The organism is Polaromonas sp. (genome assembly GCF_012927415.1).
In the GTDB taxonomy this organism is placed as follows: Bacteria; Pseudomonadota; Gammaproteobacteria; order Burkholderiales; family Burkholderiaceae_C; genus Polaromonas.
This window is the reverse complement of sequence record NZ_JABBPF010000204.1, coordinates 1-19,618: the sequence shown is the minus strand read 5'-3', so window position 1 is coordinate 19,618 and position 19,618 is coordinate 1. Positions and strand designations below refer to the sequence as shown.

The following is a 19,618-nucleotide window of genomic DNA, read 5'->3' as shown; positions in this document are numbered from 1 at the left end:
GTGATGTCAAGCATTCCCCCGGCCGGCTTCGATGCCGGGCCCTTGCGCAACGCGTCGCGCTGGCACCTGGCCGAATACGCCTTTTGGCTGCTGCCTGTTGCCGCTTTCTTCCTATTTCCCGAAGATTTGTCGTTGCTCTCGCAGATTGTCATCACGGCGCTGTTCGCCTTGTCACTGGATCTGATCCTTGGCTACGCCGGCATCGTCTCGCTCGGCCACGCTGCATTTTTTGGTCTGGGTGCTTACGCGGCCGGCTTGATGGCCAGGTATGGCTGGGGCGACCCCACGCTGGGCTTGCTGGGGTCCGGCGCAATTGCGGGGTTAATTGGCTTTCTGACCAGCTTCCTGGTGCTGCGCGGTGCGGACCTGACGCGCCTCATGGTCACGCTAGGGGTGTCGCTAATGCTGTTCGAGGCGGCCAACAAGCTCACCAGCCTCACTGGCGGAATCGACGGTTTGCAGGGTGTTGAAATGAAGCCGGTGCTCGGCCTGTTCGCTTTCGACCTGTATGGCAAGACCGCCTATATTTACTGCGTGGTGGTTCTTTTCCTGATGTTCTGGATCGCCCGGCGCATCGTGCATTCACCCTTCGGTTGGTCGCTGCGCGGCATCCGCCAGAATGTGCTTCGCATGCCAGCACTGGGCACGCCTGTCAATGCGCGGCTCGTCGGCGTGTACACCCTGGGCGCGGCCTATGCCGGCATTGCCGGCGCGCTATTGACGCAGACCACGCAATTCGTCTCGATTGACGTGCTGAGCTTTTCTCGCTCGGCGGAACTGCTGCTGATCCTGGTGCTTGGCGGTACCGGCAGCCTGTATGGCGCTTTGCTTGGCACCATCGTCTTCATGACGGCACACCACCTTCTGTCGGGCATCAACCCGCAATACTGGCAATTCTGGCTCGGCATGCTGCTGATTTTCGTCGTGCTTTTTGCCCGGAACGGCATCATGGGCGCTTTGCGCACCATCGCTAGGCGCGCGTCGGGCGGCCGGCCATGAGCTATGTGCTTCAGACCCGTAATCTGGTTAAGAAATTCGGCGGCTTTGTCGCCATTGACCATGTCACGCTGAATGTTGCTGCAGGCGCGCGCCACGCGTTGATCGGACCGAACGGCGCTGGCAAGACCACGCTGATCAATCTGCTGACGGGCGTCCTCGAACCCACAGCGGGCTCGGTGATGCTCAATAACGAAGACGTCACGCGCCTGCCGCAGCATCTGCGCGTCAAGCGGGGCGTGGCGCGCACCTTTCAGATCAACCGCCTGTTTGCCGACATGACGGTGCTCGAATCGGTGACGCTGGCCACTTGCGAACGGCTCGGCATAGGTGCGCGCTGTTGGAAGCCAGTCGGCGCGCATGGCCAGGCGATTGACGAGGCGGCGGCATTGCTCGATCAGCTCAAGCTGCTCGATCTTGCCCACCGTCAAACCAGAAGCCTGGCTTACGGCAAGCAGCGTCTGATCGAGATTGCGCTAGCACTGGCGGTCCGGCCTGCCGTGTTGCTGCTCGACGAGCCGGCTGCCGGCGTTGCCGCTGCCGAAAGCCGCGAACTGTTTGAAACCATTGCACAGCTGCCGCGCCATGTGACCATCCTGCTGATCGAGCACGACATGGATCTGGTTTTCCGATTTGCCGACCGTATATCGGTGCTGGTCAGCGGCGCCGTGCTGACCGAGGATGCGCCGGCGATGATTGCCGCCGATCCCCGTGTCAGGGAAGTCTATCTGGGAGAAGCCGTCCATGGCTAAATTGCTCGAACTCAACAACGTGTGGGCGGGCTACGGTGATGCGACGGTGCTCGAAGATATCTCCTTCAGTCTCGATCCTGGAGCCAGCCTGGCGCTGCTGGGCCGCAACGGCATGGGCAAAAGCACTTTGCTGGCGACCCTGATGGCTGCGGCCCGGCAGACGCGGGGAAGCATCCGCTTCGATGGCCGCGATCTGACCCTCGTGCCCAGCCACCGGCGCGCTCAAGCCGGTCTTGGCTGGGTGCCGCAGGAACGCGATATCTTTGCCTCGCTCAGCGTTGAGGAAAACCTCACGGTGGTGGCGCGGTCCGGCCCCTGGAGCCTGAAAAAGGTCTACGCCACTTTTCCGCGTCTCAAGGAGCGACGTGCCAACATGGGCAACCAACTGTCGGGCGGCGAGCAGCAAATGCTGGCGATGGGCCGCGCGCTGATGATCAACCCGCGCCTGCTGTTGCTCGACGAACCGCTTGAAGGTTTGGCGCCGCTGATCGCGCAGGAACTGCTGGGCGTCATCACTTGCATGGTGCGGGACGGCAGCATGGCGGTGATCCTGGTCGAGCAGCATGCGCAGCAGATTTTGCCCATTACCCGCCAGGCCATTGTTCTTGAACGCGGCGGCATTGTTCATCAGGGCATGAGCGAAGAGCTTGCCGCCAACCCGGGCTTGCTGGACCGCTGGCTGGGCGTTGCCGCCCACTGAAAATAGCACTCCAATGCTGCAAAACAAGGTAGTCAACTCGGAGCGAGCCGCCAATTGCTACTATTTTAATAGCATGTTATGCCTATAAAACCTGGACAAGGGCGTGTTTTTATTAAAATCCTGGCTGAATCAGAGCTTCCCGCACCGTCCGGCTTCCCACAAGGCTTGGTTCATCCGATATCAAGGGTTGCAGCTGATTTTTACTTTTTTTTAACGACACCAATCATTCGCTTACTGATATCAATAAAAGTATTTTCAAGAGGTGCCCATGAGTGACATGCATTCCGAACTCCCGGTTCTGGTGGCCGGCGGGGGTATTGGAGGTCTGGCGGCCGCGCTGGCGCTGGTGCGTCAGGGTTTTGCGGTCAAGGTGCTGGAGCAAGCGCCGCAGCTTGGTGAAATTGGCGCTGGCATCCAGCTCGGCCCGAATGCCTTTGCGGCTTTCGATGCGCTGGGTATTGGTGAGAAAGCCCGAGGCCGGGCGGTCTATACCGACGAAATGGTGATGCATGACGCGCTCGACGAGACGCGGGTCGGCCACATCCCGACGGGCGCGGCCTTCCGCCAGCGTTTCGGCAATCCGTATGCAGTAATCCACCGCGCGGATGTGCATGGCTCGCTGCTCGAAGGCGCGCAGGAAAGCGGCCGCATCGACGTGCTGACGTCTACCCACGTCAGCCGCGTGGAGCAGGACGCGGACAGCGTCATGGTGTTTGACCAGAGGGGCTTCGCCCACCGCGGCATCGCGCTGATCGGTGCCGATGGCGTGAAGTCGGCCGTTCGCCAGCAGTATGTCGGCGATGCGGCGCGCGTCTCCGGCCATGTGGTCTATCGCGCCGTCGTCGATAAAAATGACTTTCCGCCCGATCTGCAGTGGAACGCGGCAAGTATCTGGGTCGGCCCGAACTGCCACCTGGTGCATTACCCGCTGCGCGGTGGCGAGCAATACAACGTGGTCGTCACCTTTCACAGCCGCAAGCAGGAAGAATGGGGCGTCACCGAAGGCAGCCGCGAGGAAGTTCAGTCTTACTTCAAGGAGATCTGCCCGCGCGCCCGTCAGCTGATCGAGTTGCCCAGGAGCTGGAGACGCTGGGCCACGGCCGACCGCGAGCCGATCGGCCAATGGACTTTTGGCCGCGCCACGCTGCTCGGCGATGCCGCTCACCCTACCCTGCAATATCTGGCGCAAGGGGCCTGCATGGCACTTGAAGATGCTGTCACGCTGGGCGAGGCGTTGCGGGTCAACGGCAACAATTTCGCCAGCGCTTTTGAGCTCTACCAGCGCTCGCGGGTCGCCCGCACCGCGCGCATTGTGCTGTCGGCCCGCGAGATGGGCCGCATCTTTCATGCCCAGGGCGTCGAACGCCTGGTGCGCAATGATTTGTGGAAAGACCGCTCACCCAAGCGCTTTTACGACGCCATGGAATGGCTGTATGGCTGGAAACAAGGTAACTGTCTGGCCAGCCGAGCCACGTTGAAGGAAAAAAAATATGAATGAACTCGGTCACATTGAAGATCTGCCCGCAGACTACCGCGAGGCCCTGACCCAGCAAAACCTGGTGCCGCTGTGGCCCAGCCTGCGCGGCTTGCTGCCGCCCGGCAAACCGCAACCCCGAACTCGCGCCATCGCCTGGTCCTACCTGGCGCTGAGGCCGCTGCTGATCAAAGCGGGAAAGCTGACACCGATTGAAAAAGCCGAACGCCGCGTGCTGGTGCTGGCCAACCCAGGCCACGGACTTGAAAAAATGCAGGCCAGCGCTGCGATTTACCTGGGCATGCAGCTTCTGCTGCCGGGCGAATGGGCGCCTTCGCACCGCCACACACCCAACGCGGCCCGCATGATCGTCGAGGGCGAAGGGGCTTACACCACGGTCAACGGCGAGAAATGCCCGATGCGTCGTGGTGACCTGATCCTGACTCCCACCGGCCTGTGGCATGAGCACGGCCATGACGGCGACAAGCCGGTGATCTGGCTCGATGTGCTGGACCTGCCGCTGGTCTATTACATGGAGGCTTCCTACCATGTCGATGGCGAGCGGCAGGCCATCAAGCCCGGCCGTGGTGAAAGTACCCATGCAACTGGCGGCATGGTGCCGACGCCGATGTTCGAGCGCTCTGGCAAAGCCTACCCCATGCTGCGCTATCCGTGGGCGGAGGCCCGCGCTGCGCTTGAAACCATGGCGGCTGACCAACCCGGGCTGGAGGCGATCCAGCTCACCTACATCAACCCCGAGACCGGCAGTGACGCGCAAAACATCCTCGGCTTTTACGCGCTCATGCTGCGCCCGGGCCAGACCTTAAGGCTGCCGGTACGCTCGCCGGCGATGGTTTTTCACGTGATTGAAGGCGCGGCGCAGGTAACGGTCGAAGAGCAGCACTTCGCGCTGGCCGAAGCCGACACCTGCTGCACTCCAGGCTACAGCGCGGCAAGCCTGCGCAACCCTTCGGCCGACAAACCGTCTTTCCTTTTCATCGCCGACGAGTCGCCGCTGCACCGCAAGCTTGGCGTGTTCGAGAACCGCGGCTGATCCGAACGCACGGATGAAATCGTCGTGACCGCCGGCTCGGCCGAATCGGCAGGGGACTATGGTTCAAGCACCCCCAGACTTGCTTCATTAACTGGCCGGCCCTGCCGCACCAGCGCCTTTAATGCGGTTGAGTTCCGCTCTTATTGCCGATCTGTTCACACTGTTCCAGCTGTTGAAGCTGGCGCTTGCGTTTGCTGCGGTTTTTTGACGCCTTCTCGACAGGCCGGTCACGCAGCGCTTGCGCCTCGCGCAGCTGCACCTGTTTTTCGCGTTTATTATCTCGAAAGCGCTTGAACGTGCGTCCTATCCCGAAGCTGATGACCGCACTGACTGCCAGCAGAATAATGCTCGAGGTTTCCATAAATTTTCGCTCTCGCCTGCTCAACTCAGTCAGCCAGAAACAGCGACTGAAGGTCGTTTAAAAAATCAAAGCCGCGCCCGGTTGGCTTCACATGCACCAAATCGCGCTCGATCAGCCCCTTGCGCTCGGCATCTTCCAGCCCTTGCTGGATCGCGGTGAAAGGCAGACCGGTCTTTTCAGTGAAGTCCTGCAACTTGAAACCGTCCCGCAGCCGCAAGGCATTAAGCATGAACTCAAAAGGCAGGTCGGCTCGGCTCACTTCGGTTTCTTGCGTCACCGCATTGCCTCCCAGAGCCTTTTCCATATAGAGCTTGGGCTCGCGGAAGCGTACCTGGCGAACCACCCGGTGGGCAAAACTGAGCTTGCTGTGCGCGCCAGCACCTATGCCCAGATAATCGCCAAACTGCCAATAGTTGAGATTGTGGAAACAGCGGTGTCCCAGCCTGGCGTAGGCCGACACTTCATAGCGCTGCAGCCCCGCGTCTTCGGTCATCTCGGTGATCTGGTCGAGCATGGCGTAGGCCGTGTCTTCTTCCGGGATTTCAGGCGGGAACTTGGCGAAGTAGGTGTTGGGCTCAATCGTCAGGTGGTAAATCGAAATATGCGGCGGCTGCAGCGCCAGCGCCTGCCGCATGTCCTGCGCCTGGTTTTCCAGGGTCTGGCCAGGCAGCGCGTACATGATGTCAAGGTTGAAGCTGTCAAAAGCCTGCGCCGCTTCTTCGACCGCCGCAATCGCCTGGGCACGGTCATGGACCCGGCCAAGAACTTTCAGGTGGCGATCGTCAAAACTCTGCACGCCGATGGACAGCCGGTTCACCCCGGCGCTGCGAAAAGCCTTGAACCGGTCTTTTTCAAAAGTACCGGGATTGGCTTCGAGGGTGATTTCGCAATTCGCATCTAGTCGCAGTCGCGCGCGGATATCGCCGAGCAGCCGGTCGATCGCCTGCGGTGAGAACAGGCTGGGCGTGCCGCCGCCGATAAAGATGCTGTGCACTGACCGGCCCCAGATCAGCGGAAGCGAAGCCTCCAGGTCGGCCACCAGCGCGTCGATATATCGCTGCTCAGGCATCTCGCCCGCAACCTCGTGCGAGTTGAAATCGCAATAGGGACATTTTTTCAGGCACCAGGGCAGATGCACGTAGAGCGACAGCGGCGGCAGGGCAGCAAGCTGCAGCGTGCCGCTGCGCATGTAATGTTGAATGTTTGAATTAGCAGACATCACAACGTCCTTCCGTGATCGCCCATCTTGCGCCGGGTCGGGCCAGTCCGTACAGCCGGATGCCAGGTGCGAAGGAGAAGCCACGTCCGCCAGCGCGGGGCCGCCCCAAACAAAGCCCGCCGCCCACGGGCAGCGTATGACACGAAGTTAAAAGCGTGGGGGCCCGCATCTTACAGCCAGCGTTCACGCATCAGCGCCATCATCTGCCTAGATGCGTTACCCCGGTGGCTATTGGCATTTTTCACGCTGACGGGGAGTTGCGCAAAGGTCTGGCCGAACTCGGGAATGAACATCACCGGGTCAAAGCCAAAACCGTTGCTGCCCACCGGCGCCAGGGCGATCTCACCGGAAACGCGCCCGGACGCAATCAAAGGCTCAGGGTCGTCTGCGGAGCGCACCGCCACCAACGTGCTGACCAGGGCGGCGCGCCGCTGGGTCGGCTGCGTCAGGCCGGCCATCTGCTCCAGCAAGGCCCTGACATTGTTGTCATCGCCTTTGGCATAACCAAACTGCGTGGCATAAAACGCGGTGTCCACGCCAGGCAGGCCGCCGAACGCATCCACACACAAACCGGCATCGTCGGCCAGCGCTGGCAAGCCGCTAAGGGCCGACGCATGACGGGCCTTGGCCAGCGCGTTTTCAACAAAGGTACGAAAAGGCTCCTCTGCCTCGGGAATCCCCAACTCGGCCTGGCTCACCAGTTCAAGCTTCAGCGGGACCAGCATCGCCTGCAGCTCGGCGAGTTTCCCAGGGTTATTTGATGCAAGTACGATTTTTTTCATGAAAACCGGTTCTAATCCATTGTTTACGGATATATCTAGCTATTCATTTAATAGTGAATTGCGTTGCAGCACGATCAGTTCGCCGATGCCCTTGTCGGCCAAAGCCAGCAGCGCGTTCATTTCCTGGCGTGAAAACGCCGCTCCTTCCGCCGTCCCCTGAACTTCCACGTACTTGCCAGCGCCGGTCATGACGACATTCATGTCTGTGCCCGCAGCCGAGTCTTCGCTGTAGTCCAGGTCCAGCACGGGCATCCCCTGCACGATGCCCACCGAAATCGCGGCCACATGGTCAAGAATTGGTGTCTCCCGAAGTTTGCCCTCTGCCAACAATTTGCTGATGGCATCTTGCGCCGCGACAAACGCGCCGGTGATGCTGGCGGTACGGGTACCGCCATCGGCCTGCAGTACATCGCAATCAAGGTAAATCGTGCGCTCACCGAGTTTTTTCAGGTCAAACACCGAGCGCATGGAGCGGCCGATCAGGCGCTGGATCTCCTGGGTGCGGCCGCTCTGCTTGCCCCGGGCGGCTTCCCGGTCGCTGCGGGTGTGCGTGGCGCGCGGCAACATGCCGTATTCGGCCGTTACCCAACCTTCGCCACTGCCCTTTTTGTGGCCAGGCACTTTTTCCTCGACCGAGGCGGTGCACAGCACACGGGTGGCGCCAAACTCGATCAGCACCGAACCTTCGGCATAAGCGGTGTAATGGCGGGTAATGCGTACGGGGCGCAAGGCCTCTGGAGGGCGGGCCTGGCTGCGTTCGGACTGACTCATGGCAAATAAGCTTTCTGGAAATACATGCCGGACTGGGGGTTGTGAAGAAAAAGGAAATCGAGGTGGCTGCGCGCGCGCCGAAGCGCAAGCATCGTTCCCGGTTTCAGGCTCTTCTTGCCGCCGAGCGGCGTATGGCTTCGTTGATTTCGGCGATGGATCGCTCGATCGACGCCTCGTCAAGTTCATCGAGCAAAGTATCCAGCACGCTGGCTTGAATGGTGGAGGCAAACACGCCGTCCATGATGCTGTCCGTGGACACCCCCCGCGTGGATTCAAACGCATCCGGAGTTTCCCACTCCATGGCCAGCACCGTGACGTTATCACTGTGCTCGCCGCCAGCCCGCAAGGCGCTTTCGACCAGTTCTGGAACCGCTTCAGACACGCACTTGCCAACCAGCTGCCCAACAATTTCAGTATCGCTCAGGCTGCCCCAGAGGCCGTCCGAGCACAGCAGCAGTTTGTCCCCCTGCAGCAGAGTCAGCGGGCCGGTGATGTCGAAAACCGGCTTGGTGGGTGAGCCCAGGCAGGTAAAAAGGATGTTGCGGTTGATGTGTTCCGACTTCACCGCGCCATGCTGTTCAAGATAGGAGTGATCCCGGGTACGCATCAGCAACTCGCCGTCCCGAACAAGGTACAGCCTGGAGTAACCGCAATGCACCCAAGTGGCGCCGGTCCCTTGCAGGACAGCGGCGACCAGCGTGGTCCGCGGCGTATCCAGCATGCCTTTTTCCGTGGCATAACGCAATATCTGGTGATGCGCGGCGAGCAGGGCCGCAGCCAAAAATTCAGCCGGATCCCGAACCATGGGACGCGCTTCTTTTTGATACAGCGCCGAGATGATCTGCAGCGCGAGCTGCGCAGCCACCTCGCCTTCCGGATGGCCACCCATGCCATCGGCCAGCACGAACAGCCCTGACTCGCGGGTATAGCAGTAACCCATCCGATCTTCGTTCGTTTTGCGCCCACCTTTGCGACTGACCTGAAAAACAGAAAATTTCATTTGAATCGGGTCGCAAACGCTGTCGCTTTGCGTGCGGTTTTCTTGGTATCGGTCACCATGCTGTCAAACTGCAGGCGGACTTTTTCACCGACGGTGAGTTTGGTGTAACGACGCTCGCTTTCCCGACTCAGCTCCTTTTGCAAGGCAAAGACCGACTGGGGCCGGGACAGCGGGTCCAGCGACATACACCATTCGACGACTTCAATCAGGTTGTCGGAGTAAACGCCGCGCAGCCGGGACAGCGCCAACGACAGGCGGTCTTTTTCCAGCCGCTGTGGCGCGTCATTGGGCGGATAGCCCTGCATGGTGGCGTAGATGCAGGCGCCAATCGCGTAAATATCGGTCCACGGGCCCATCGATGAATCGCGACGGTACATTTCCGGCGCAGCAAAGCCCGGGGTGTACATGGGCCGGATGAAATTGCCCTCCTTGCTCAGCACTTCCCGTGCGGCGCCGAAATCAATCATCACCGCACGGTTGTCGTCGGTGATGAAGATGTTGGCCGGCTTGATGTCCAGATGCAGCATTTTGTGCTGGTGCACGATGCGCAGCCCGCGCAGGATTTCATCAAACAGCGAGCGAATGGTCGATTCGCGGAACACCTTCTGCTTTTTCAGCTCGCGCGCAGTGATGATGAAGTCCTGCAGTGTCCCGCCCTCCAGGTAGTTCATCACCATGTAAACGGTTTCGTTCTCGCGGAAGAAGTTCAGCACGCTCACTACCGAGCCGTGCGAAATCTGCGCCAGTGCGCGCCCCTCTTCAAAAAAACTCTTGAGGCCCAGCCGATAGAGCGAGAGCTTTTCCGGTTGCACTTGAGGCAGCAACTCGCCGACGGAACGACTCGCTAGCGAGGATGGCAAATATTCCTTGATGGCGACTTGCTGACCCTCGTTGTCCACCGCCAAGTAAACTACACCAAACCCACCAGCTGAAAGCTTTCGAACCACCCGATAGCCACCAATCACGGTGTCGGGGGGCAATGGTGCAGGTTTGACCTTTGACATAATTTTGAAAGAGTCTGGTGACGATGTCACCCAATCGTGTTTTTACCTAATAAGGCATATCAGCCAATGGCAGTTTATAGCATGACGGGTTATGCAACAGTGCAATCGAGCGCGGTGCAATCTGCGCCGGAATCTGAACCGGTTCGTGACGCCAGTTCCCGGCTGGGGGTGGAAATCCGTTCGGTCAACAGCCGCTTTCTGGACCTGGCTTTTCGTCTGCCCGATGAGTTGCGCCAAGCCGAACCGGCCCTGCGCGAACTGCTGACCGGAAAACTCAAGCGCGGCAAGGTGGAAATGCGAGTTTCGCTTGAAAGCGCCTCTGCCAGCGGTTTGCGCGCGCCCTCGCCCGCCACTTTGCAGCGCTTGGGTTCTCTGGAAGACAGCGTCAAATCCTGGTTGCCACAGGCTGCGCCGCTCAGCGTGGCCGATGTCCTGAGAATCGCGACGAATGAAGACAAAAAACCGCACGATCACAGCGAAGAACTGCTTAAGCTGGCAAAAATGGCCTTGAAGGAGTTAATGTCCGCCCGGGAGCGGGAGGGCGCTCGGTTGGCCGAGATGCTGCTGGACCGGACCGCGCAGCTCAGGGCACTGGCGGCATTGGCGGCCCCCATGGTCCCCAGGCTGGTCGAGCAGCAAAAACACCGGTTTCTTGAGCGATGGAAAGAGGCCCTTGCCTTGGGAAGCGGCAATGTGCTGCCTGAAATCGCCCATGACCGGGCGCTGACGGAGGCCACTGCCTTTGCCATCCGGATTGACGTGGCCGAAGAACTCACCAGACTGTCATCGCATCTGGATGAAATTGACCGGCTGATTGCCGGCGGTGGCGAATTGGGCAAACGGCTGGACTTCTTGATTCAGGAGTTGCACCGCGAGGCCAATACGCTGGGTTCCAAGTCAGCCTCGTTAGAGCTGACCCGTGTTTCGGTCGATATGAAAGTATTGATTGAGCAGATTCGCGAGCAGGTCCAGAACATCGAGTAACTTTATGATTAGTCCTTAATTTCTAGCAAGGAATAACCATTAAATATGGACTATCCCGGTAATCTCTTTGTTGTAGCCGCCCCCAGTGGCGCTGGCAAATCCAGCCTCGTCAAAGCCCTGATGGAACTGGACTCCGCCATTCAGCCTGCGGTTTCACACACCACGCGCCCCCCCCGCGGACAGGAAAAGCACGGGCGTGAGTATTTTTTCCTCTCGCCCGACGAGTTCGACGGCATGGTGCAGCGGGACGCGTTTCTGGAATGGGCGCATGTGCATGGACACCGCTATGGCACCTCGCGCCACACGATTGAAGAACGGGTAGCCCATGGCGCTGACGTGATTCTTGAAATTGATTTTCAGGGCGCCATCAACGTCAAGCAGATTTTCAGGAATGCCGTGCTGATTTTCATACTTCCTCCGAGCTGGGAGGAGCTCAGATCCCGTCTGCAGCGACGCGGCGAGGACAGCGCGGAAGTCATTGAATTGCGCCTGAAAAACGCGGCCATCGAAATGGCGCAGGCACAAAAATTCGACTTCGTTATAATTAACGAATTGTTTGAGCGGGCAGTTTTCGACTTGAAAACCATTGTCCATGCCCAGCGGCTCAAGTTTTCGGCCCAGCGACGCGCCCGCTCCGAGACTTTCCAATCCCTTCACATTCCTTAAGTTACCGATCACCCGAAAGAAAACATCATGGCCCGCATCACTGTCGAAGATTGCCTTGAAAAAATTCCCAACCGCTTCCAGCTGGTTTTGGCGGCAACTTACCGTGCCCGCATGCTCAGCCAGGGCCATGCACCCAAAATAGAAAGCAAGAACAAACCCGGTGTAACCGCTCTACGGGAGATTGCAGAAGGCAAAGTCGGTCTGGAAATGCTGAAAAAAGTACCCAACTGAATCGTTCGGTTGCCCATCAAAAAAGCACCTGTCGAAGGTGCTTTTTTCGTTTAATGCCCATAAAGCCCAGTTTCCCCCCGCTTTATTGATCCCGCTATACATTTGATGGATGAGCGCAATGCTTTCATCCATCGCTTCCAAAAAGGCCAGCCCGGCCGCAGCCAACGCCACCGCTGCCAGCTTTGCTGCGCTCATGGCCAAACTTGACTACTTGAGCGCAGCCGACATCGAGAGCGTGCGTCAGGCTTATCGCTTTGCCGATCAAGCTCATCTGGGGCAAATCAGGAATAGTGGTGAGCCCTACATCACCCATCCCATCGCGGTGGCGCAGCAGTGCGCTGAATGGAAGCTCGATGCCCAGGCCCTGATGGCCGCACTCCTGCACGACGCGATGGAGGATTGCGGCATTACCAAGCCGGACCTGATTGAACGATTCGGCGCGCCCGTGGCCGAGCTGGTGGATGGCCTGACTAAACTGGAAAAGCTGGAGTTCAACACACGGGAAGAAAATCAGGCTGAGTCCTTCCGCAAGATGCTGCTGGCAATGGCGCGCGATGTGCGGGTCATCCTGATCAAGCTAGCGGACCGCACCCACAACATGCGCACGCTTGGCAATGCACCACGCGCCAAGTGGAACCGTATTTCCAGTGAGACCATTGATATTTACGCGCCCATCGCGCATCGCCTCGGTCTGAATTCCACTTACAGGGAATTGCAGGACCTTTCATTCCAGCACCTGCATCCCTGGCGTTATGCGACCCTGGCCAAAGCCCTCGTGCGTGCGCGAGGCCGCCGGCGCGACGTGATTAAACGTGTTCAATCCGAAGTCGAGTCCGCGTTTGCAAACGCCAATATTCCGGTTCATATTTATGGCCGGGAAAAAACCCTCTATTCCATTTATTGCAAAATGGACGAAAAGCACCTCTCGTTTGCGCAGGTCACCGACCTTTATGGTTTCCGGATCATCGTGCAGGATTTAGCCTCCTGCTATGCCGCGCTGGGGGTTTTACATCAGCTATACAAGCCCTTGCCAGGAAAGTTCAAAGACTATATTGCAATTCCCAAGGTGAACGGCTATCAGTCCCTGCACACCACCCTGGTAGGTCCGTTTGGCACCAATATTGAATTCCAGATGCGCACCGACGCCATGCACGTGGTGGCGGAGGCGGGGGTGGCTGCTCACTGGCTGTACAAAGCATCGGATCCCGACAGCGACGCTTCGCAGCGGCTGGGAACGAAATGGCTGCAGTCATTGCTCGATATTCAGCAGGAAACGCGTGACGCGGCCGAATTCTGGGACCACGTCAAGATTGACCTGTTTCCGGAAGCCGTTTATGTTTTCACTCCAAAAGGCCAGATCCTGGCGATGCCGCGCAGCGCCACCATCGTGGATTTTGCTTACGCCATCCATAGCGATGTGGGCCATCATGCGGTAGCAGCCAAGGTCAATGGCGAGCAGGTTCCCCTGCGGTCCGAATTGCATAACGGCGATGTGATCGAGATCATCACTGCTCCGGTCTCCACCCCCAATCCTGGCTGGCTGGGCTTCGTCCGGACCGGCAAGGCGCGCTCAAAAATACGCCACCACCTCAAGACCATGGCGCTCACGGAATCACAGGAACTGGGTGAAAAGATGCTGGCGCAGGCGCTGCGAGCCGAAGGCATAGACCGGCAGAGCCTTTCCGAGGACGATGAAATCCATCACGCCAAGTGGGAAAAAATCTTGCGCTTCACAGGCAATCGCTCACGCGCCGAGTTGCTCACCGACATTGGTCTGGGCAAGCGCATTGCCAGCATCATTGCCAAACGAGTCGTGGCCGTACTAGGCGAAACGGGTGAAAAACCTGATGCCTTGTTGATGAGCCGGGAGCGCTACACCCCCCGCGAGTCCGTTTCGCAAGGCGGCTTGGTGCTGGACGGCAGCGAAGGTGCTTCAGTCAAGTTTGCGCCCTGTTGCTGTCCGATTCCCGGCGACAGCATCATCGGGTATCTTGGCCGTGGCGAGGGCCTCTTCGTGCACACGGACGACTGCGCGGTCGCGAAGCGTTTGCAACAACGGGACAGCGAGCGTTTTATTGCAGTTGATTGGGCTGACGAACCCGTCCGCACCTTTGAAACCAACCTTCTGGTGACCGTTTCCAACGGAAAAGGCGTACTAGCACGCGTAGCGGCTGCCTTGGCCAGTGCAGAAGTCGACATTACCCATGTAGACATGGGTAATGAACCGGCACACGACGCCATGGACCTGCGCTTTGTGGTGGCGGTGCGTGACCGGATTCATCTGGCCTCGGCCTTGCGCAGCGTAAGACGCACACCTTCCGTGCTGCGGGTGCAGCGCGTGAAAGCCACAGCATGAGCAAATTTCTTTTTTCTTTCCATTCAATTTACTACCGCATCGTCGGGCGGCGGATATTGGACCCTCAAGACCTCAAGCACCTGCGCACCTTGCGGAGTGGCAAGCGTTAGCTCATCCCCCACCCGCGACTGAAGCAATGTTCTGGCGACGGGCGAGGCCCAGCTAATTTGCCCCATGGCGCTCTTAGCTTCGTCAACACCCAAAATGGTGACCGTGCGCTCCACGCCAAAGCCATCAACGTAGGTGACCGTAGCCCCAAAAAACACTTGGTCCCGGCCATGATGAACAGACGGGTTGCTAATTTCAGCAATCTTGAGCCGTTGCGTCAAAAACCGGATACGCCGGTCGATTTCACGTAGCCGCTTTTTACCGTACAGATAGTCACCGTTTTCGGAACGGTCGCCGTTGCTGGCAGCCCAATGGACAGTCTCAACTACCTTGGGGCGTTCGCGGTCGATCAGATCCAGCAATTCCAACCGTAGACATTCATAACCCTGCGGCGTGATGTAGTTTTTGCCCCCCGAAGACAGGGGCGAAAACGCCGGCTCTTCATCGTCAGCTTCACTTTCTTTGGTAAACGCCTTGTTCATTGCCTCCTCAGGATAGCATTGCCTGATGCGCATGGACGTCGTTATTTTGCATAAATTGGGATACCGACCATTCAGCCAGGCTGGCAGCGTTTGGCTGTTACACCTGCTTTCAAAACTACAGGGAAAACCAGCGCGGTGATCACCACCAACCTGAGATCTCGACCGCATTACTAGACCGGCTGACACATCACTGTCGCAGGGTGGAAACCGGAAACAAGTTGTACCGTTTTCAGCCTAGCAGCAGGGCACCCAAGTCGCGCATCAAAGCGCGCGCACAAAAGCGCAAAGACTTCAGCGCGGCAGCGACCGAGGAGGCATTCTGACGGGCAGCAAGGGAGGAACTCCGCTGCGGGCTAGGGCTTTAGCTCCTTTGCCCCTTGCATCATTCCACTTCAAAACAACCAGGTCAGGAAAACTGCCAAAACCATGCAATGAGTACACTAATTCACAGTTGCCAATTCAAAATACGCCATTCCACCCCGGTTTAATATTTAATCGCCGTCGACATCCAAGCTCATTGCGCGGCTCCACTGGAAACCAAAAACCGATGCGCGTTTGGCCGTCTTTATTTGGATGGAAAGTTGGTACAACCCGCACCGGCACCAGTCAAACTTTAACTATCTTTGGCTTCACAATTTTAAATGGGAACATCACGACAACACCATGGACTCCGAAACACAGATAACCTTTGACCTTCAGTAAGCGATCTCAATGTGTCCGCGGAAACCGGTTAACTCCATAAACCACGCGTCCCGCTGTGAGGAATTGACTAACCCAATCGGGACAGGCAAAAACTTTTGTTGTCAATTCAGCGCTATCAATTTAACGTCAACCCTGAGATAAATACTAGAAAGCGGACTCATGGATGTGTTCAATGAAATTCGTGCCTTTAATGCGGGTCGTGAACAGGAACGGTTACAGCTCAAGTTTCAAAAGATGCGCATGGATGCATTTTCCTTTTTTAGAGGAACATGCCACCTTTTCTACAATCGGTTGGCTGAAATCAAACTAATCAAATCAGCGCCGATCGTTTGGGTTTGTGGTGATTTGCATCTTGAAAATTTTGGCTCATACAAAGGGAGCAACCGCCTTGCATACTTTGACTTGAACGACTTTGATGAGGCTGCTTTAGCACCAGCAAGCTGGGATCTGGTTCGTATTCTCACCAGCTTCATTGTTGGCGCGGAAAGCCTTTCGATCCGTTTGCCGGAAGCCCAGAAGCTTTGTTCTATCTTTCTGAACAGCTACAGCTCAGCGCTTGCACAAGGCAAGGCGTATTGGATTGAGGACGAAACCGCGCGCGGTTTGATTCGCGTTCTCCTGGGCAGTTTGCAAAGTCGTAAACGAGCCAGCTTCATCCGCTCGCGCACTGTTACCAAAGGACGGACCTGTGTACTCAAGATCGACGGTAAAAAAACATTGGCCGCTACCGCTGCGCAGCGGTCGGCAGTGATAGATTTCATGCATCGATTTGCAAAAATCCAATCTCAACCGAAGTTTTTCAAGGTGCTGGATGTTGCTAGGCGCATTGCTGGCACTGGGAGCCTCGGGGTTCAACGGTATGTTATTTTGATAGAGGGAAAGGGTTCCACAGGTGGACATTACCTGCTTGATTTGAAGCAATCGTTGAGCTCGTGCGTCGCATCTCATTTTGACGCGTTACAACCGTCATGGCGCTCACAAGCCCACCGTGTGGTGGAGCTTCAACGCCGCATGCAGGCCATGCCCGCTGCCATGCTTCAAGCGGTCAGGTTTGATGGTTCGGCATATGTGCTGCGTGAACTTCAACCAACAGAAGACCGAGTTTCGCTTGATCGCGCGCAGCAAAACACCGGGGAATTGGAAATCACTGTTGAAGCGATGGGCCAGATGCTGGCCTGGGCGCAGTTGCGCAGCGCCGGCCGCAACGGATCAGCTACTGCGGACGAGCTTATTTATTTCAGTCAGCGCAAAAAATGGAAAGAAAAGTTGCTTATCGCGTCCTACGCGTGTGCGCGGCAAGTAAAAAAAGATGCGGCGTCGTTCAATCGCGCATTTGACAACGGTGCATTGAATGCTTGAGGACAAAGGACTCACTTCAGGCGTAAGCAATTCGGCGGTAGGCGAGCTTCTCGGCAATTTGACGCCTGACGAAATGAACAAGCCAAATGGTATGTTCTGGCGTGTTGCAAATGCCCTTTCATTCTCAATTTGAAGATCACAAACGAAGACAAATTTGACATGACCTGCAGTCGTGTAAAGTTTTTTTCGCAACGATAGTAAACGAGTGTTCAATATGAATTGGCAGCGCAACAAAGTCTACAGGCAAATCCGCGCACGACCTCGAATTTTCATTGCTGCTGCGGCGGCGCTCGCGGTTGGGCTGTTACTTCCGACGGCGGTAGCAAGCCATGCTGTCACGCGCTTTCTCGTGGCCTGGAACGTCGGTACGTGCCTTTACGTGTTGCTCGCTGCAATCATGATGACCCGATCCACAAGTCATCAAATGCGCCACAGGGCGCAAATACAAGATGATGGACAGTTCGTAATTTTGATTTTGGTGGTTATTTCAAGCATCGCCAGTCTGGTGGCTATTGCTGGTGAGCTGGCCGTGGTCAAAGACATGCACGGTCTGGTCAAAATTGGGCATGTCTGCTTGGCGGGAATCACGGTAGTATCTTCATGGGCTTTTGTTCAGGTAATGTTTGCACTTCATTATGCTCACGACTACTACGCGGCCCAGGCACTAGGTCGATCGCCAGGGTTGCAATTTCCAGAAGACGATCATCCCGAATACGGAGACTTTTTTTACTTCTCAGCGGTTATCGGAACGTCTGGACAAACAGCGGATGTGTCGTTTGTGACCAAGCCCATGCGCCGCATCGGTTCGATCCATTGCATTCTGGCTTACCTGTTCAACACCACTGTTTTGGCATTGCTGATTAACATCGGCGCCAGCCTGTTTTAATCAGTTGACCGCAGCACCATATCCGGCGAGACAGGCGCCTTTCTGCGCTAAGCAGGCTTGTACTCGGCAAATCTGAGCACTTGGCAGCGCCAGCGCGAGGCGTAAGAAATTGGCTGCCTTGGCACCCGATAAACGCGGCCGAAAAGGCTGAGCCCAGCACGGTCGATGCACTCCACATCGCAAAGCGAATCACTTACAACGAGCGACTGCAATGTCGCCCCGACAAGGCCCTGCTCATGATCGAGGCTCAAAAAGAATTGCCGTGCTGTTCGGCCACGCGCTTGACGGCCACAGCAAGAGGGTTTGATGACGGGCGCGCAAGCGCTAGTCCAAGGGCTTGGTGCCGTTGCGGCTCGCCGCGCCCTTATGCTGTGGCGAGGCGCGCTCTAATGCCACTAGGTGCGACTGCACCGCGTGACCTTTGTCGGGCCGCTGACAACGCGCCTCGCCCGTTCTCGCCCACCGCACTGCCCTTAGCATCGTGTGAAAAAGCGATGCTTCTCGACACCCTCAGCAGCGAGGGTTTCTCCATTCAGGCATCGGCAACATGACCCCGAACAGTGTGCACTAAGGCCATGCCAAGCGATTACGCCGTGCCCGAGCCAACACCTTGGAGGCTGCATTCCTGGCACCCCCCAATCGCTTCAAAGGTCGTTTCCCTCATCCCCAAGGCTGCCCACCGCAGTCTGGATCAACCCAACGCCGCAGGCGATTCCCGCGCTCCAAAACCAACATCGCCGCATAGTAAATTGATGAAGCCGGTTGTAGCAAGGTCATCAACACAATCCGGGAATTTAAATGTATGAAATGTTTCCATAATTTTGCGCACTACGTCTTTTTGCACAAAACTTCAAAAGCTTTTCTTCGTCCTCATCTCGTGTTTTCGCCACTTGGCAGTATCCTCAACACAGCGACAGTGTGTCCATCAAGGAATGATTGAGATGCAACCGTTGCTGGTGGCTGCAACAAGATTTCCGACTGCGTCCTGCCCCTGAACCTGATAACAATACGTTTCGTTGATGAAGACCGAATTGTCTATCAGTGTGGTGGTCGTCGTCGTCGTCGCTAGTACATAGCCATTGCGAAGCACGACGAAGCTCGCGACGCTCGGATCATCGCTCCAGTCCACCGCAATCGACTCCGGTCCGACGCGTGTCAGCACGAGCGTGAGCGGCGCAATGGCTCGGGGCCGAACAGGAACGATCACACCCACGTCCGCGCTACCGCCCCCGCCGCACGCGGCGAGGCTCCCTAAAAAGATCGCTACCAATACGCCGCGCAGTAAAAAGCTGCGCTTGAATGCAGTCATGTACGACATCTGAAATTCCTCAAGGTGCAGTTGCAGGGCCAGCTGTCACGGAGAGCTGCGACGAACTGAGGTAAAGCAAAGGCCGGGAATCGCCTCCGGCGTTGTCGACGCGCAGTTCCAGAAACCTGTCGTGTGGGCTCACGGTCGGTAGGTTTGCGACCATTGCGTAAGGTGGCAATTCGACGCTCGAAAGCAACCCGGCGGGACCACGCAAATTAACGTCTTTTGCCTGTTGATTTACTTGGACCCAGCTAAGACGCAAGATTCCAGAAGGCGTGACGGCTTTGGTTTCCACGCGAATCGATTCGCGGTTTGCAAAACTGCCGCCGCCATCGCTGATGACTATCTCAGCTTTATCCACTGGAAGGTTGACCGTGGCACTTCCGATCATCAAACGGAATGCGCGGATCGATCCAACGTAT

General features: G+C 57.4%; 21 protein-coding genes and 1 pseudogene. 13 read left to right on the top strand and 9 right to left on the bottom strand.

Annotation, left to right across the window (positions count from 1 at the left end):
- The first annotated feature begins 3 nt into the window (after window positions 1–3).
- From HHJ19_RS16670 to HHJ19_RS16645, 6 genes are all read left to right on the top strand, one after another.
- The gene (locus HHJ19_RS16670) at window positions 4–999 is read left to right on the top strand and encodes a branched-chain amino acid ABC transporter permease (protein WP_296908989.1); all 996 of its coding nucleotides are present in this window, start codon (window positions 4–6) and stop codon (window positions 997–999) included.
- Window positions 996–1,748 carry an ABC transporter ATP-binding protein gene (locus HHJ19_RS16665; RefSeq protein WP_296908988.1) on the top strand — a complete coding sequence of 251 codons (753 nt, stop codon included), beginning with the start codon at window positions 996–998 and terminating at the stop codon, window positions 1,746–1,748. The genes HHJ19_RS16670 and HHJ19_RS16665 overlap by 4 nt, the downstream gene beginning before the upstream one ends.
- On the top strand, window positions 1,741–2,448 hold the full coding sequence (locus HHJ19_RS16660) for an ABC transporter ATP-binding protein (protein WP_296908987.1): 708 nt from the start codon (window positions 1,741–1,743) through the stop codon (window positions 2,446–2,448). Before HHJ19_RS16665 ends, HHJ19_RS16660 begins: the two co-directional genes overlap by 8 nt.
- A 78-nt stretch (window positions 2,449–2,526) precedes the next feature.
- Entirely contained in the window at window positions 2,527–2,724 is a 198-nt protein-coding gene (locus HHJ19_RS16655) for a hypothetical protein (protein ID WP_296908986.1), read from the top strand.
- Window positions 2,717–3,946, top strand: coding sequence for a 3-hydroxybenzoate 6-monooxygenase (locus HHJ19_RS16650; RefSeq protein ID WP_296908985.1), 1,230 nt, complete (start codon window positions 2,717–2,719; stop codon window positions 3,944–3,946). The genes HHJ19_RS16655 and HHJ19_RS16650 overlap by 8 nt, the downstream gene beginning before the upstream one ends.
- On the top strand, window positions 3,939–4,976 hold the full coding sequence (locus tag HHJ19_RS16645) for a cupin domain-containing protein (protein WP_296908984.1): 1,038 nt from the start codon (window positions 3,939–3,941) through the stop codon (window positions 4,974–4,976). The genes HHJ19_RS16650 and HHJ19_RS16645 overlap by 8 nt, the downstream gene beginning before the upstream one ends.
- Before the next feature lie 118 nt (window positions 4,977–5,094).
- Here the strand turns inward: HHJ19_RS16645 and HHJ19_RS16640 are convergent, their stop codons facing one another.
- From HHJ19_RS16640 to HHJ19_RS16615, 6 genes are all read right to left on the bottom strand, one after another.
- Entirely contained in the window at window positions 5,095–5,337 is a 243-nt protein-coding gene (locus HHJ19_RS16640) for a hypothetical protein (protein WP_296908983.1), read from the bottom strand.
- Between the two features lie 25 nt (window positions 5,338–5,362).
- Window positions 5,363–6,556: a radical SAM family heme chaperone HemW gene (hemW, locus tag HHJ19_RS16635; protein ID WP_296908982.1), complete on the bottom strand. Its 1,194-nt coding sequence runs from the start codon at window positions 6,554–6,556 to the stop codon at window positions 5,363–5,365.
- A gap of 170 nt (window positions 6,557–6,726) precedes the next feature.
- Window positions 6,727–7,338, bottom strand: coding sequence for a non-canonical purine NTP pyrophosphatase (locus tag HHJ19_RS16630; protein ID WP_296908981.1), 612 nt, complete (start codon window positions 7,336–7,338; stop codon window positions 6,727–6,729).
- A 39-nt stretch (window positions 7,339–7,377) separates the two neighbouring features.
- Window positions 7,378–8,109 carry a ribonuclease PH gene (gene rph / locus HHJ19_RS16625; RefSeq protein ID WP_296908980.1) on the bottom strand — a complete coding sequence of 244 codons (732 nt, stop codon included), beginning with the start codon at window positions 8,107–8,109 and terminating at the stop codon, window positions 7,378–7,380.
- Between the two features lie 103 nt (window positions 8,110–8,212).
- On the bottom strand, window positions 8,213–9,109 hold the full coding sequence (locus tag HHJ19_RS16620) for a PP2C family serine/threonine-protein phosphatase (protein ID WP_296908979.1): 897 nt from the start codon (window positions 9,107–9,109) through the stop codon (window positions 8,213–8,215).
- Entirely contained in the window at window positions 9,106–10,113 is a 1,008-nt protein-coding gene (locus HHJ19_RS16615; protein ID WP_296908978.1) for a serine/threonine-protein kinase, read from the bottom strand. The genes HHJ19_RS16620 and HHJ19_RS16615 overlap by 4 nt, the downstream gene beginning before the upstream one ends.
- A gap of 66 nt (window positions 10,114–10,179) precedes the next feature.
- Between HHJ19_RS16615 and HHJ19_RS16610 the strand changes: the two genes are divergently transcribed.
- From HHJ19_RS16610 to HHJ19_RS16595, 4 genes are all read left to right on the top strand, one after another.
- Window positions 10,180–11,097, top strand: coding sequence for a YicC/YloC family endoribonuclease (locus HHJ19_RS16610; protein ID WP_296908977.1), 918 nt, complete (start codon window positions 10,180–10,182; stop codon window positions 11,095–11,097).
- A 45-nt stretch (window positions 11,098–11,142) separates the two neighbouring features.
- Window positions 11,143–11,763, top strand: a complete 621-nt coding sequence (gene gmk, locus HHJ19_RS16605; RefSeq protein ID WP_296908976.1) for a guanylate kinase — start codon at window positions 11,143–11,145, stop codon at window positions 11,761–11,763.
- A gap of 27 nt (window positions 11,764–11,790) precedes the next feature.
- Window positions 11,791–11,994 (top strand): DNA-directed RNA polymerase subunit omega, encoded by a 204-nt coding sequence (gene rpoZ / locus HHJ19_RS16600; RefSeq protein ID WP_296908975.1) that lies wholly within the window; start codon window positions 11,791–11,793, stop codon window positions 11,992–11,994.
- Window positions 11,995–12,112: 118 nt separating this feature from the next.
- On the top strand, window positions 12,113–14,350 hold the full coding sequence (locus HHJ19_RS16595) for a bifunctional (p)ppGpp synthetase/guanosine-3',5'-bis(diphosphate) 3'-pyrophosphohydrolase (RefSeq protein WP_296908974.1): 2,238 nt from the start codon (window positions 12,113–12,115) through the stop codon (window positions 14,348–14,350).
- A gap of 23 nt (window positions 14,351–14,373) precedes the next feature.
- On the opposite strand, the gene greB is transcribed toward HHJ19_RS16595, so the two are convergent.
- Window positions 14,374–14,940 (bottom strand): transcription elongation factor GreB, encoded by a 567-nt coding sequence (gene greB, locus HHJ19_RS16590; protein ID WP_296908973.1) that lies wholly within the window; start codon window positions 14,938–14,940, stop codon window positions 14,374–14,376.
- 22 nt (window positions 14,941–14,962) lie between these two features.
- Between greB and HHJ19_RS16585 the strand changes: the two are divergent.
- From HHJ19_RS16585 to HHJ19_RS16575, 3 genes and pseudogenes are all read left to right on the top strand, one after another.
- A pseudogene (locus tag HHJ19_RS16585) lies at window positions 14,963–15,263 on the top strand (ATP-binding protein); the annotation flags it as partial.
- Window positions 15,264–15,801: 538 nt separating this feature from the next.
- Window positions 15,802–17,001, top strand: a complete 1,200-nt coding sequence (locus HHJ19_RS16580; RefSeq protein WP_296908972.1) for a DUF2252 family protein — start codon at window positions 15,802–15,804, stop codon at window positions 16,999–17,001.
- Window positions 17,002–17,215: 214 nt separating this feature from the next.
- Entirely contained in the window at window positions 17,216–17,887 is a 672-nt protein-coding gene (locus HHJ19_RS16575; protein WP_296908971.1) for a DUF1345 domain-containing protein, read from the top strand.
- A 925-nt stretch (window positions 17,888–18,812) separates the two neighbouring features.
- On the opposite strand, the gene HHJ19_RS16570 is transcribed toward HHJ19_RS16575, so the two are convergent.
- Both HHJ19_RS16570 and HHJ19_RS16565 read right to left on the bottom strand, forming a co-directional pair.
- A complete protein-coding gene (locus HHJ19_RS16570) occupies window positions 18,813–19,205 on the bottom strand; it encodes a hypothetical protein (RefSeq protein ID WP_296908970.1) in 393 nt (130 codons plus the stop codon).
- 10 nt (window positions 19,206–19,215) lie between these two features.
- On the bottom strand, window positions 19,216–19,618 hold a 403-nt coding region (locus HHJ19_RS16565; RefSeq protein WP_296908969.1), incomplete at its 5' end, for a hypothetical protein.

Coding starts and splice junctions, on each gene's coding strand:
- HHJ19_RS16670 (WP_296908989.1), top strand. CDS start 4: ATGTCAAGCATTCCCCCGGCCGGCTTCGATGCCGGGCCCTTGCGCAAC.
- HHJ19_RS16665 (WP_296908988.1), top strand. CDS start 996: ATGAGCTATGTGCTTCAGACCCGTAATCTGGTTAAGAAATTCGGCGGC.
- HHJ19_RS16660 (WP_296908987.1), top strand. CDS start 1,741: ATGGCTAAATTGCTCGAACTCAACAACGTGTGGGCGGGCTACGGTGAT.
- HHJ19_RS16655 (WP_296908986.1), top strand. CDS start 2,527: ATGCCTATAAAACCTGGACAAGGGCGTGTTTTTATTAAAATCCTGGCT.
- HHJ19_RS16650 (WP_296908985.1), top strand. CDS start 2,717: ATGAGTGACATGCATTCCGAACTCCCGGTTCTGGTGGCCGGCGGGGGT.
- HHJ19_RS16645 (WP_296908984.1), top strand. CDS start 3,939: ATGAATGAACTCGGTCACATTGAAGATCTGCCCGCAGACTACCGCGAG.
- HHJ19_RS16640 (WP_296908983.1), bottom strand. CDS start 5,337: ATGGAAACCTCGAGCATTATTCTGCTGGCAGTCAGTGCGGTCATCAGC.
- hemW (WP_296908982.1), bottom strand. CDS start 6,556: ATGTCTGCTAATTCAAACATTCAACATTACATGCGCAGCGGCACGCTG.
- HHJ19_RS16630 (WP_296908981.1), bottom strand. CDS start 7,338: ATGAAAAAAATCGTACTTGCATCAAATAACCCTGGGAAACTCGCCGAG.
- rph (WP_296908980.1), bottom strand. CDS start 8,109: ATGAGTCAGTCCGAACGCAGCCAGGCCCGCCCTCCAGAGGCCTTGCGC.
- HHJ19_RS16620 (WP_296908979.1), bottom strand. CDS start 9,109: ATGAAATTTTCTGTTTTTCAGGTCAGTCGCAAAGGTGGGCGCAAAACG.
- HHJ19_RS16615 (WP_296908978.1), bottom strand. CDS start 10,113: ATGTCAAAGGTCAAACCTGCACCATTGCCCCCCGACACCGTGATTGGT.
- HHJ19_RS16610 (WP_296908977.1), top strand. CDS start 10,180: ATGGCAGTTTATAGCATGACGGGTTATGCAACAGTGCAATCGAGCGCG.
- gmk (WP_296908976.1), top strand. CDS start 11,143: ATGGACTATCCCGGTAATCTCTTTGTTGTAGCCGCCCCCAGTGGCGCT.
- rpoZ (WP_296908975.1), top strand. CDS start 11,791: ATGGCCCGCATCACTGTCGAAGATTGCCTTGAAAAAATTCCCAACCGC.
- HHJ19_RS16595 (WP_296908974.1), top strand. CDS start 12,113: ATGCTTTCATCCATCGCTTCCAAAAAGGCCAGCCCGGCCGCAGCCAAC.
- greB (WP_296908973.1), bottom strand. CDS start 14,940: ATGAACAAGGCGTTTACCAAAGAAAGTGAAGCTGACGATGAAGAGCCG.
- HHJ19_RS16580 (WP_296908972.1), top strand. CDS start 15,802: ATGGATGTGTTCAATGAAATTCGTGCCTTTAATGCGGGTCGTGAACAG.
- HHJ19_RS16575 (WP_296908971.1), top strand. CDS start 17,216: ATGAATTGGCAGCGCAACAAAGTCTACAGGCAAATCCGCGCACGACCT.
- HHJ19_RS16570 (WP_296908970.1), bottom strand. CDS start 19,205: ATGTCGTACATGACTGCATTCAAGCGCAGCTTTTTACTGCGCGGCGTA.